This window comes from Pyxidicoccus sp. M6, from assembly GCF_055568925.1.
The window spans coordinates 10,626,778-10,639,699 of record NZ_CM145714.1; the positions used below are offsets into that span (position 1 = coordinate 10,626,778).

Genomic DNA, 12,922 nt, shown 5'->3' on the forward strand with positions numbered 1-12,922 from the left:
CCCACGGCCCGTCACGTTCCCATCACTCCCCCCTGGTACGGGTGTGCGCCAGGTCCCGGAGAGTTCCTCCGGTCCATGGCCATTCCAGAAGGCGCCCCGTCCATGTCCCGAGCGCACCCGCTGTTCCTCCTCCTCTCCGTCCTGGCCGTCGGGCTGCTCCCGCGCGAGGCGTCTGCCATGTGCAAGGACGGAGAAATCGTCTCCACGAAGCTCCCCAACGGCTGCGTGTCGCGGAAGATGTGCGTCGACGGCGGCTATGAAGGGCTCGGATGCGATGCCACCGCCACCGTGGCCTGCACCGGGTGCGGCGGCCAGGCGGGCGTCAGGGCCTGTACCGAGTCCTGCCAGGTCACCGGCTGCAACGTCGGCCCAGAGGTCTGCAACAACTGCGACGACAACGGGGACGGCTTCGTCGACAACAGTTGGAATGGGACCAACGTCGCGCCCCTGACGGAGTCCTGCAATCCGAACGCGTGCAGTCAGGCGGGGATGCGGACGTGCACCTCCGGTGTGTGGAGCGCGTGCTCGGGTTGTGGCGGCACCGTGGCCTGCCAGGGCTGCGGCAACAAGGCCGGCACCCGGGCCTGCGCCTCGAATTGCTCCGTGGCGCCGCTGTGCAATGTGGGCGCGGAGACGTGCAACAACTGCGACGACGACGCGGATGGGCTCGTCGACGAGAACCTGACGCGCAACGCGTGCACCAGCCCGTCCGGCTGCGGGGGCGTGGAGACGTGCGTCAGCGGCCAGTACACGTGCAGGTACCAGGCAGGAACGCGCCGCGCGTGCTCGGAGCTGACGGCCTCCTGCCCCGGCTCGACGGCGGAGTGCCGCGCGGATGGAAGCTCAGGCCCGTGCCAACCCGCCTCGGCCCGCGCCGAGGACTGCAACTCCTGTGACGACGACCTCGACGGCGTCGTGGACAACGTCCCCGGCGGAGGAACGGGCAGCATGACGCGTCCCTGCACGAACTCCGTGGGGGAGTGCCCGGGGGTGAACCAGGTGTGCGAGGTCCGGCCCACCAATGGCGGCGTCTGGCTCGACAACCGGTGGGGCGCCTGCGTGGGGCCGCCGGAGACGTGCAACGGCGAGGACGACGACTGCGACGACGGCATCGACGAGGGCGAGGTCTGCCGCCTCGAGAGCAGTCCTGCCTGCATCAACCCCGCGGACTGAAGCGCCGCGTCCGTCACCCTGGAACTCATGCCCACTGGCGCGCGGAAGGCGCGGGGGCTCCCCCTTTGGAAATCTGGAGGAAGTGCGATGAAGCGGCTGCTCGCAGCGATGGTGGTGTCCGCCTGGGTCTTCGGCGCCTGTGGCCCGGGCAATGCCCCCCAGGAGAAGGTCCGGGAGCAGGAGCCCGGGATGCAGCGCCAGCCCCTCGCCCTTCCGGCGGAGGTCCTCCTTCCGACAGAGGCCGATGAGGGCGGATACGCCGCGGGCAACGTCGACAGCACCTCTGGCGTGAGTCCGGATGGCCAGGCCACCTACACCATTCCCCTGTGGGTGCCCGCCGGCCGCGCCAGCATCCAGCCGGACCTGTCACTGCGCTACGCCGGCAACGCGGGCAACGGGCCGCTGGGAATGGGCTGGACCCTGTCCGGCTCGTCCCGCATCACCCGATGCAGGCGGACGGTCCTCCAGGACGGCGCCGCGGAGCCCATCACCTTCACGGCAGCGGATGCCTTCTGCCTGGACGGTCAGCGCCTGGTGGCGGTGCAGGGCGCTTACGGCGCCGCCGGCACCGAGTACCGCACCGAGATGGACAGCTTCGCCAAGGTGGTCTCCCTGGACACGGACGCGATGGGCCCCGCCTTCTTCCGCGTCTACCTCAAGGACGGCAAGGTCCTCACCTACGGCCAGCTCAACGGCTCCACCTTCACGGGTGAGCGAATCCGCGTCGCGCCCGCAGGCGACACGGACTTCAGCACGACGCGTGACGGGCTGGCCCACCGCTATGCGTGGGCGCTCGCGCGAGTGGAGGACCGCAGCGGCAACTTCCTCTCCATGCACTACACCGTGGAGGACGACGCGGCCCATTCCGGCTACGAGCACCTGCTGACGCGCATGGAGTACACGGGCTCGTCGCTGGGCGCCGGGGCCCCCCCGAAGCGCTTCGTCTACTTCGAGTACGAGGCCCGGCCGGACGCGAGCACGCAGTACGTCTCCGGCTTCAAGCTCCGGACCCGCAAGCGCCTCAAGGCGCTGAGGATGCACGGGCCCCGGCCGGATGCGCCGGGCCTCCTGCGCAGCTACGTGTTCACCTACGTCCAGGCCACCTTCCATGGCAGCAGCGAGCTGCGGACCGTCAGCGAGTGTGATGGGAGCGGGGTCTGCAAGCGGCCCCTGGCCTTCCTCTACTCCCAGCCCGGCCTCACCCTGTCTGAAATAGACACCGGCGCGACCGACCTGACGGACCGCGCCGGCGTCTCGAGCGACCGCGACATCTGGATTCTCCAGCCCGCGGACGTGGACGGCGACGGACGGGATGACCTGCTGTACCGCAAGGCGACCGGTACGTACGACGCGTATAACGCCGCCTTCTTCAAGTGGGTGGTGCGGAAGACCCTGCCGTCGGGCACGGGCGTCGGCGCGCCCGTGGACCTGGCGCTTCCGGTCACGTGCTCCTCGCCCATGGAGGGGGAGAACGGCCGTTGGTTCGACCTCAACGCCGACGGCCGCACCGACGTCAGCATCGTGCAGAAGCCCAGCTGCGGCCCTCCGCCTCCGCGTCAGCTCAACAACTACCTGGGTGGCAGCGGCGGCTTCGTGCAGCAGGACACCGGCGAGGCCGGGGACGTACGGTTCGCGGACCTGGAGGGAGATGGAGCCGTGGAGCTCCTCCAGGTGTTGAACCAGACCACGGGGCAGCCGCAGCTCTCCTACCGGCCCAACGCTGGCGGAGTCCTGCAGTCCTTCCTGCCAGTGAATGCCTCGCTCTGGAGTGACAACATCGGCTTCGCGCTGGACCTGAATGCCAGCGGGCGGATGAGCCTGCTCGTCACCGACAAGACGGGGTTCTCCTTCCCGGTGGGCCAGCGCTACTGGGCCGTGGAGAAGCGCAACGGCGTCTTCACGAAGCAGGAGACCACGCTCGTCCGCACCGACGTCAACGAGAAGGTATACGTGTTCGCGGACGTCAACGGCGACGGGCTGCCGGATGCCCTCCGCTCTCCCCTGGCCGGTGGCGACATCGAAATCCTGCTCAACACCGGCAACGGCTTCGCCGCGCCGGTGGCGCAGAACCTGCCGGACTTCGCGAAGCCGAGCGCCTGGTCGAAGGACAATGGCGTGCGCGTCCTGGACTACGACCTCGATGGGCGCGACGACCTGCTGCTGATGGACGCGCGGCCGGGGCTGCAGAGCCCCGTGGTGCTGCTCGCCCGGGATGCCGGTTTGAGTCCCTATGTGCCCCCCATGCCGGTGGGGAGGACCACCCCCGCGGGCTACCTGCTGTCCCAGGTGCTCGACGTGAATGGCGACGGGATGACGGACATGGCCCAGGTGGTGAACGGCACGCTGCGCATCTACAAGCGCACGGGCCCCATGCCGGGACTGCTGGTGCGGGCCGAGGACGGCCTGGGGGCCGTCACCACGTTCCTCTACAAAACCATCAGTGACTCATCGGTGTACCAGCCCGGCACGGCATGCGGCCTGCCGCGGGCGTGCGTCCGCAAGGGCCGCTGGGTGGTGTCCGAGCACCGGGTGGACGCGGGCGAGGGACAGCCCACGCGCGCGAAGCAGTTCTTCTACCAGGACGGCCGGGTGGACCTCGCCGGCAGGGGGTGGCTGGGCTTCGCCGCGGTGGTGACCACCGACGTGCAGACGGGAGCCGTCGTGCGCACCGAGTACGACCACCAGACGAGGGTGGGCACGCACTATCCCCGGGCCATGAAGCCGGTCCACGAGACGATGGAACTGGTGGACAACGGCTGGCGCACCGTCCGCGAGCGCTCGCTGGTGTACCGCAGCACCACTCGCCCGGGGACGAGCGGCATCTCACAGGTGGTGACGCTGCTCCCCTCCACCGCGAGGGAGACGGAGCTCGTCCATGCGCTGGGAGCCCCGACCACCTCCGGCTTCTCGCGCACCACGGACACGACCTGGCAGTACGACGACCTCTACGGGAACCTGCTGTCGAAGACGCAGCAAACCCTGGGCGGTGACGAGGGGACCTGGAGCGCCACGTACTCCAACACCCCGTCGACGTGGCTCGTGGGCCTGCCCACACGCGTCCAGGAGGAGAGCACGGTGGGCGGCATGTCCACCACGCGCGCACGGCGCCTCGAGTACGCCCCCGGCACCGGGCTGCTCGAAAGGGAAATCATCGAGACGGGAGATCCGCAGACGGAGCTGACCACCACCTTCGTGCGGGACGCGGACGGGGTGGTGTCGCAGGTGAAGCGCGAAGCTCCCGGGTTGCCGGCGCGCATCACCACCTATGGACATGACCCGGTGGACCGGACGACCCCGGCCTGGATGACGAACGCCGCGGGCCACACCGTGGAGTACGCCTACCACTCAGGCCTGGGCGTGCTGGCCGCCAGCGTGGACGAGAACGGCGTGCGGACGGAGTGGAAGTACGACGGCTGGGGCCGGCTGCGGAAGGAGGATGGCCCCACGGACGCGGACACCGCGGTGAGCTACACGCACGACGACGTTCCGGGGCAGGTCTTCCAGGTGCACTCGCGGACGGCGGGTGGGCAGGAGACGTGGACGGGGTATGACCGGCTGGGACGGGCCGTGTCGAGTCGCAGCCGCGGCTTCGACATGAACACCTTCGTGGACATCTCCCAGGTCTACAACGGGCTGGGCCAGCTCTCGGAGGTCCGCACGCCCAACCCGCGCGGCGGGACGCGGCCGGTGACGACGGCGTACCAGTATGACCTGCTGGGCCGCCGCGTCCGGGTGACCAGGCCCGACGGCAACACCGTCATCACGAGCTACGAGGGCAGGCCCGAGGGCATCTGGACCCGCACCGTCGACGAGAAGGGCAACGTCCGCCGGCTGCTGGTGGACGCGAACGGCCGCACGGTGCGCAGCGAGGACGAAAAGCAGCCGGGGGTCGTGGTGGCGACGACCTATGAGTACGGGCCCTTCGGGCTGCTCCGCCGCAGCCTCGACGGCGACGGCAACACGGTGGTGGTGGAGTACGACCGGTGGGGCCGCCGCACGCGGCAGGTGGACCCCGACTCGGGCGAGGACATCACGCGCTACAACGCCTTCGGCGACGTCGTGGAGACGCGGGACGGCAACGGCGATGTCACCGTGTACGAGCCCGACGCGCTCGGCCGGGTGGTGCACCTCACCGGCCCGGATGGCGAGTCCGTCTTCCAGTGGGACCAGGGAGCCCACGCGCTGGGGCGGCTGACTGGCAGCACGCGGAAGGGAGACCCGACCACCACGCTGGACGACATCAGCGTGGTCCACACCTTCGACGCCCTGGGACGGCCCTCCACGGAGACCTGGAGCGTGGGCGGCCCGGGCGGCACGGCGCCGCAGGTCCATGTCTTCGAGCAGGGCTACGACGCGACCTACGGTCGTCCCTTGCAGGTGACCTACCCGGACGTGAATGGCCACAGACTGAAGGTGGAGTACGGGTATACGAGTTGGAGCGGCCAGCTCAACGTGGTGAAGGAGCCGGGCGCCAGCGGCAGGGTGCACTGGCGCGCGGACGCCGTCACGCCGACGGGCCAGCTCTCCCAGGAGACGTACGGCAACGGCGTGGTGACGCGGCGTCTCTACGACGTGCTGGGGCGGCTGCGCTTCATCGACTCCAAGCTCCAGCCCGGCGGCACCCCCATCCAGGGGCTGGCCTACACGTACGAAGCCAACGGCAACCTGCGCGGCCGGTTCGACCGGTTGTCGAAGACCTCCGAGGACTTCGCCTACGACGCGCTGGACCGGCTGACGCGCTGGACGGTGACGCAGGCCTGCCGCACGTCGGTGCAGGAGTACGGCTACGACGACCTGGGCAACCTGCTGTCGCGCACGGTGCTGCAGGGCACGGGCGTGGCCGGCACGTACACCTACGGAGCGGGGACGGCGGGGCCGCACGCGGTGACGGGCTCGAGCGAGGGCACCTACCACTACGACGACGCCGGCAACCAGGTGGAGGCTCCGGGCCGGCAGGTGCAGTACACGGGCTTCCGCCTGCCCTCGTCGGTGACGGACGGCGCCCTCGCGGTGTCCTTCCGCTACGACGCGCACAACCGCCGGACGGTGAAGACGGGCTCGGACGGCTCGGTGACGATGTACCTGGGCGGGCTGTACGAGCGGCGCCAGGCGCCGGACGGCACCGTGACGCACGTGTTCCAGGTGATGGGCGCCAGACGCTCCGTGGCGCAGGTGCAATGGAAGGAGGTGGGGGCGACGGTGGAGGAGCAGTGGCTGTATCTCCATCCGGACCACCTGGGCTCGGTGGAGACGGTGACGGACGCCACCGGCGCCGTGGTGGGCCGCTCGAAGTACGAGCCCTTCGGGCAGCGCCGCCGGCCGGATGACCTGACGGTGCCGCAGACCGCGGCGTCCGGGACGGTGAGAAACGGCTTCACGGGTCATGAGCACGACGACGAGCTGCGCCTCATCAACATGCGCGGACGCATGTATGACCCGCAGCTGGGCCACTTCCTCAGCCCGGACCCCTTCGTCCAGGCGCCGCTCTTCAGCCAGTCCTTCAACCGCTACAGCTACGTCTTCAACAACCCGCTGAGGTTCACGGACCCGTCCGGCTTCGTCGCGACGGAGCGCATCTGGTACTACGACAGTTGGTACGGCGGCTGGGTCTCCCGAGGCATGGTGGGAGGAACCCCTGCGGAATCTCGCTCACCGGACATCGGGCAGGGCCGCGGCTTCTTCGAGTACATGCCGGGCTACCACGATGTTTCCTTCCGCATCGCGCCGCGCGCCATGCAGGAGAAGGGCTACGAGAGCTCGGGCTGGGGTGGCTCGGGGCCTCCGCCGGGCATGGAGACCATCGTGCGTGCCCCGAGGTACGACCCCACCGCCAACATCAATCCCATCAGCGGTCAGCAGAGCCTGCTTGAGTACCGGCTCACGCAGTTCTTCGCCGGCACGACGATGGGCGTCAGCGCGGGGCTGCTGCCCTTCGGGTACATGCTGCCGCTTCCCGAGAACATGTCGACGGAGGGGCGCCTGGGCTTTGGAGTGGGCATGGGCGCCGCGAGCCTCTACGAGCTGTACCAGGGGCTCAGCAGCATCCTGGGCGGTTTGAGGGCGATCATCGCGGGCGCTGGCGGAACCATCGCCACGGATGGCCTCGGCGCCGTGCTGGGTGTCCCCCTGGCGCTCGCCGGCGCCGCCTCGGTGACCGTCGGCGGGGTGATGGTGGTCGACGCGGGCAGGAAGGGGGCCAAGGCGCTGGACGTCCTCATGATGTCCAATGAGTCCGGAGGCAGTGGAGGCAGCCCACCGGCTCCATCCAAGCGAGCCCCGACCTCCTCCAGTCGCGAGTACTTCGACCTGGATGAAGCTGCCAGTGCCGCCCTGGGCGAGGATGCGTCTATCACCGGACGCATTGGCGACATCGGACCCGTGAAGAATCAAGGCGTCATCAACGACCTCAGACAACTCGGCTACGACCCCAGTGACTTCCGGGCCGTGCAGTACGAAGCAACAGGCGGGAACGGCAGCTACATCATCACGGTGTTCGAGTCCGAGGGTGGCGTCTACTTCGGGCCGCATCTCTCGTCGGCCAACTTCTAGCCGCAGCAGACCCTTGCGAGTCAGTCATGGAAGAAGACAAGAGGCAGCAGATTGTCGCTCGCGCCATTTCCCTCGTCCGCGATCACTTCGACCACCTCAATGCGGGAAGGCTGGCGGATGCTCGCGGTCAACTGTTCTTCCCGCCAGGCATGAGTGACAAGCCGCTCGACATCTACGTCGAGAGCATGAGGAAGCTGGCACCGTTCCAGGTGCTTTCGCTCTCGGACAAACGATTCGAAGATGTTCGCCAGCGGCGCCACGGCCCTGTCGCCGTTGTCTGGCTGGATGTCGCGGTGCGCTGCGCTCTCGGCGAGAAGGCGTCGGAGATGACGGTGTGGTGGTTTCCGGAAAGCGACCGATACCAGATATCGGCGCGCCCTTCGGATTGGGTACTGGAAGGGTCACGCGGCAACTGAAGGGAGCCGTGCCGCGATTCATCCACCCCTGTGGCGACTGGCCGCTCACATCTTCCCGCGAGCTGACTCCACCGGAAGCACGTACGTCACGGGCCTGGGCAGCATCACCCGCACCTCATCGCCCGCGCGGATGAGGCCGGGCCGCTCCACCCAGGCCACGAGGCCCCGTCGCTGCCACGCGGCCTTCACGAAGCGGCTCGCGAGCTTCTCCGTGTCCGGGTGGTGCGCCTCAATCACGCGCCCTGGCCCGGTGCACGGCTCGTTCTCCCCTTCCACCGCGAGCACCGCGTCCTCGGGGAAGAACAGCCGTGTCCCCGGCGGAAGCTGCGTCAGCGTGGGGATGCCCGCGACTTCGAGATTGGCCCCCAGCCACGACGCGAGCACCTTGGGAATACCCAGCGTCTCCGCCACCTGGGCCAGTTCCTCTGAGGACACGAGCGACAACTGCCGCGTGTTGCGGATGGGCGCGCCCTTGGGGAACCAGGGCGTGCGCACGTCCGCGGGCCGCGTGAGGCCCGCGTGCCTGTCCCCTTCGATGCCCTCGAAAGTCACCTTCGTCTCGGCCAGCTCATGCGTGACGAAGGTCTTCTTTTCGGTGCACACGAGGACTCGCACTGTGCGTCCGGACAGCTGCGGGGAGCGGGGAGACATGGGCGTTCTTCTAACTCAGAGGAGTGTGAGCTGCTGCGGCTTGCCTCCGAGCGGGCGTGCGTCGATGCCCGCGTCGCGCAGCGCCTGCGCCAGCTCCTCCGCGAAGCCGTGGCAGGTAATCACCTCGCTCGCGCCCGTGGCCTTGGCGTAGGACACCAGCGAGGGGAAGTCCGCGTGGTCCGACAGCGGAAACGCCACGTCCGCGCCGTAGCGCCGCGCCGCGCCCCGGTCCACCGCCCAGCCCGTCAGCACCGCCGTGGCCCTGGGCCACAGCGCCGCCAGGGCGCCTCCTCGTGCCTGGTGCGGTGGAATGAAGAGCACCTCGCCCGGATCCACCTTCCCGGTGAAGAGGCGCACGTTCTCAATCGGCACGCCCAGCTCCGCGTAGAGCTGAGCGACTTCATAGATGGACTCGTGCGCCACCAGCTTGAAGCCTCGGCCGGCGAGGTACTTCATCGCCTCCTGGCTCTTGCCCAGCGGATAGCCGAGCAGCACCGGCACCGCGCCTCGCTCCAGGTGCTTGCGAATCCATGCCTCCACCTCGCCCAGCACCTCCGCGCGAGGCGGGAAGCGGTAGCGCGGATGACCGAAGGTGGACTCGATGACGAGCGTGTCGCACTCGGCCACCACCGTGGCCTCGGCGGTGAGTGAGGGCGCGACGTTGAGGTCGCCCGTGTAGACGATGCGCTTCCCGTCCGAGCGGATGGCTCGGAGCTGCGCGCTGCCGAGGATGTGACCCGCAGGCAGCAGCTCCAGCGTCAGCGGCCCCAACTCGAAGGGCTGGCCGTAGGGCACCGCGAGCGGCGCATTCACCGGCCCCAACCGGTGCGCCATGAAGCGCAGCGTGGCCGCGGTGGCGATGGTGCGCTCGTGCCGGGCGATGTGGTCCGAGTGCCCATGACTGACGAAGCACAGCGGAGACTTCCGCTTCGCATCCAGCGACAGGGGGGTGCCCGTCAGGTGCATCCCGTTTCGGCGCAGCTCCACACTCATGGGAAGGGCCCCGGATATAGCGCGTCCCGGCGGCGCTGGCCCTGCTCTCTTCCCCACCCTGCCCGCCCGGCTGCCCGGCGTGCCACTACCCGCCGCGGGACTTCGAGCGCCACCACGCCCACGCCGCCGCGCCCACGTCGGACACCAGCACGCCGAGGAGGATGAGCCCGCCACCCGCCCACTCGCGCGCGCCCAGCACCTCGTAGCCCAGCGCCACCGAGTAGGCCGCGGCGAACACCGGCTCCATGGAGTAGATGACCGCCGCCCGCACCGCCGTGGTGCGCGCCTGTCCCCACGTCTGCACGCTGATGGCCACCGCGCTGGCCAGCACGCCGCACACCAGCACCGCCGCCACGAAGGACGGATGCCACTCCACCCGCCGCGTCACGAAGGGCAGGCACAGCGCGGACAACAGCGCCACGCTCCACAACTGCACCGCCACCAGCCCGGCCACGCCCTCCTTGGGCGCGTACCGCTCCGTGAGGGTGATGTGGCACGCGTACGCCACCGCGCAGCCCAGCGTCAGCACGTCGCCCCGCGCGAGGCCCTCGCCCTCCCCGCCGGCCTCCGGCCGCGTGAGGAAGTAGAGCCCCACCGCCGCCAGCACCACGCCCATGAGCGACGTGGCCTTCGGCACGCGCTTGAAGAGCACCAGTGACAGCAGCGGGACGAACACCACGCTCATCCCGGTGATGAACGCCGAGCGCGACGGCGTCGTCAGCGTGAGCCCCACCGTCTGCAGCGCGAAGCCCACGAAGAGGAACGCGCCCAGCACCAGGCCCCGTCGCAGGTTGACGGGGTTCAGCACCTTCCGCCCCGCCAACGCGCTCAGCACGGCAGCGCCCACGGAGAAGCGCAGCGTGAGGAACGAGAACGGGTCGCCATACCCCAGGGCGTCCTTCACCACCACGAAGGTGACGCCCCAGAAGAGGGTGATGAGGGCCAGGGCCCCGTCCGCCTGGAGCCGCTGCGTGCGCTCCGGGCGGACCGCGCCGCCAAGGGTTTCGGGAGTCGAGGTGCTCAGGACGCGTTACGGGATGAAGAAGAAGGTGACACCGAGGATGGCGTAGACGCCCAGCAGCATCACGCCCTCCAGCCAGTTGGACTCGCCGTCGAGCGCAATCAGCGTGGCCGCGCCGGTGCCCACCGCCATGCCGATGACCTCCATGTGGCTGAACTCCAGCGTGAGGTTCTGCCCCAGCGGAATGGACAGCAGCACCAGCACCGGCGCCACGAAGAGGGCAATCTGCTTCGAGGACTCGAAGGCGATGTTGAACGCCAGGTCCATCTTGTTCTTCAGCGCCATGATGATGGCCGTCGAGTGCTCGGCCGCGTTGCCCACCACGGCGATGATGATGACGCCCACGAACGTGTGCGTGAAGCCGAACGTCGCAATGGCCGCTTCGATGGCGTGCACCAGGAACTCGGCGACGATGACGACGCCCAGCGTGGCGGCCAGCAGGATGATGGTGGCCTTCTTCGTGCCCCACGCCGGCAGCTCCTCCGGCGTGCCGTGGTCCTCGCCCGCGTACAGGTGCGCGTGCGTCTTCAGCGAGAAGAGCAGCGACAGCGCGTAGACGATGAGCAGGATGACGGAGATGGTGACGGACATCGGGAAGAGGACCGCGTCCGCCGCCGAGCCGCGCACCGCGTGGAACAGGTCCGGAATGGCCAGCGCGGTGAGCGCCAGGAACATGATGGACGAGCCGGACAGCGCCGCCGTCGTGTTGAACTTCTGCACGCGGAACTTCAGGCCACCGGCGAGAATCGCCGCGCCCAGCACCAGCAGGATGTTGCCGAGGATGGCGCCGGTGATGGACGCCTTCACCACGTCCGCGTGGCCGGAGCGCAGCGCGGCGAGCGCGATGATGAGCTCCGCGGCGTTGCCGAAGGAGGCGTTCATCAGGCCGCCCAGGCCGCTGCCCAGCTTGTGGGCGATGACCTCGGTGGCCTCACCCATCAGCCGCGCCAGCGGAATCAGCGCGATGGAGCAGAGGATGAACGTCCACACACCCGGGAAGAGGAAGTGGGAGGCGATGGCAGCGGGGAAGGCCACCACCAACAGGCCCATGAAGACGCGGTCGGCGTTGAGCCACGTCCCGTCCTCATCGGGCTTGGGAGAAGAGGCGGGTGGTGTAGGCGTGACGGAGGCGGGCGTGCTCACAAAAGTCCTCGCTGCGAGAAGGGCTCGGGGCGGGACGCTTTTGGCGCACCCCGAGGCCCCAACGCAACCCCCCGGCGCGTCACGGCGCCAGTTCGCGCTCCAGGACCACCAGGGCCTTGGCCCGGCCCGCCGCGTCCCAGGCCTCGTTCGCCTTCCGGGTCAGCTCGGGCGGCGCGGGCCGGAAGCCCAGCCCCGCGAAGGTGCGCAGCGAGGCGGTGTTGTCCTCGTCCACGTCCGCCTGGACTCGGACCTCGCCCTGGCGCCGGGCCTCCTCCATGAGGCACGTCAACAGGCGCGTGGCCACCCCCATCCGCCGGGCCCGCGGCGCCACCACCAGCGAGCGCACCCAGACGCCGTCCAGGGGCAGCGCCTCCTGACGGTACGAGTCCACCCAGGCGAAGCCTCGCATGCGGCCCTCCGCGTCGAAGGCCCCGGCCGCGGCCCCGCGCCGCCCGGCCGCGTCCACCCCCCACCGCTCGCGGAGCTGGCGGCGCAGGAAGCCGGTGGACACCACCAGCCGCTCGCCCGCGTAGACGAGCAGCGCGTCCAGGTCGTCGGCCCGGAGGAGGCGCACCTCCAACGGCCCCACGAGCCGGCGCCGGAAGGGCCGTGACCAGCCGGAGAAGAAGAAGTCCCGCACGCTCCGGTAGACTACCCGCCCTCCCGGCCGGGCCCACACCGCCGCCAGCGCCCGTTGCGTCATCCACAACGCCGGCCGGAAAGGCCGGGGCAGCGGCACCACCCACTGCCCGCGCTTCACCGCCACCACCCGCCCCAGCGTCACCCCGCCCGGCACGTCCGCGCCTCCCAGCAGCGGAGCCGTCCGCCACGGGCGCGTGGACACCACCACCTGCGCCACCAATTGGCGGCCCTGGCGCAGGAGCGCCACGTCCCCTCGCGCCAGCGCCCCGGGCCCGCAGCGCAGCACCCGCACCGCGTCCCCGCCGCGCAGGAAGGGGGCGAGGCTGGCCCCCAC

Annotated in this window: 8 protein-coding genes; 3 read left to right on the plus strand and 5 right to left on the minus strand. The window is 69.8% G+C overall.

The window, feature by feature from the left end; genetic code table 11:
* The first annotated feature begins 102 nt into the window (after positions 1–102).
* From ACVTJA_RS41525 to ACVTJA_RS41535, 3 genes are all read left to right on the plus strand, one after another.
* Positions 103–1,173, plus strand: coding sequence for a hypothetical protein (locus ACVTJA_RS41525; RefSeq protein WP_465828942.1), 1,071 nt, complete (start codon positions 103–105; stop codon positions 1,171–1,173).
* 87 nt (positions 1,174–1,260) lie between these two features.
* The gene (locus tag ACVTJA_RS41530; protein ID WP_465828944.1) at positions 1,261–7,722 is read left to right on the plus strand and encodes an RHS repeat-associated core domain-containing protein; all 6,462 of its coding nucleotides are present in this window, start codon (positions 1,261–1,263) and stop codon (positions 7,720–7,722) included.
* 26 nt (positions 7,723–7,748) lie between these two features.
* Positions 7,749–8,138, plus strand: a complete 390-nt coding sequence (locus ACVTJA_RS41535) for a hypothetical protein (RefSeq protein ID WP_465828946.1) — start codon at positions 7,749–7,751, stop codon at positions 8,136–8,138.
* Between the two features lie 45 nt (positions 8,139–8,183).
* Here ACVTJA_RS41535 and ACVTJA_RS41540 read toward each other — a convergent pair whose 3' ends face one another.
* The 5 genes from ACVTJA_RS41540 to ACVTJA_RS41560 all read right to left on the minus strand — a co-directional run bounded on the left by ACVTJA_RS41540 (position 8,184) and on the right by ACVTJA_RS41560 (position 12,586).
* On the minus strand, positions 8,184–8,789 hold the full coding sequence (locus ACVTJA_RS41540) for an MOSC domain-containing protein (protein WP_465828948.1): 606 nt from the start codon (positions 8,787–8,789) through the stop codon (positions 8,184–8,186).
* A 15-nt stretch (positions 8,790–8,804) separates the two neighbouring features.
* The gene (locus ACVTJA_RS41545; RefSeq protein WP_465828950.1) at positions 8,805–9,782 is read right to left on the minus strand and encodes an MBL fold metallo-hydrolase; all 978 of its coding nucleotides are present in this window, start codon (positions 9,780–9,782) and stop codon (positions 8,805–8,807) included.
* Between the two features lie 85 nt (positions 9,783–9,867).
* A complete protein-coding gene (locus ACVTJA_RS41550; RefSeq protein ID WP_465828952.1) occupies positions 9,868–10,692 on the minus strand; it encodes a DMT family transporter in 825 nt (274 codons plus the stop codon).
* A 120-nt stretch (positions 10,693–10,812) separates the two neighbouring features.
* On the minus strand, positions 10,813–11,946 hold the full coding sequence (gene cax / locus ACVTJA_RS41555) for a calcium/proton exchanger (RefSeq protein ID WP_465828954.1): 1,134 nt from the start codon (positions 11,944–11,946) through the stop codon (positions 10,813–10,815).
* 79 nt (positions 11,947–12,025) lie between these two features.
* Complete coding sequence (locus ACVTJA_RS41560; RefSeq protein ID WP_465828956.1) at positions 12,026–12,586, minus strand: GNAT family N-acetyltransferase; 561 nt, start codon at positions 12,584–12,586, stop codon at positions 12,026–12,028.
* Positions 12,587–12,922: the final 336 nt, after the last annotated feature.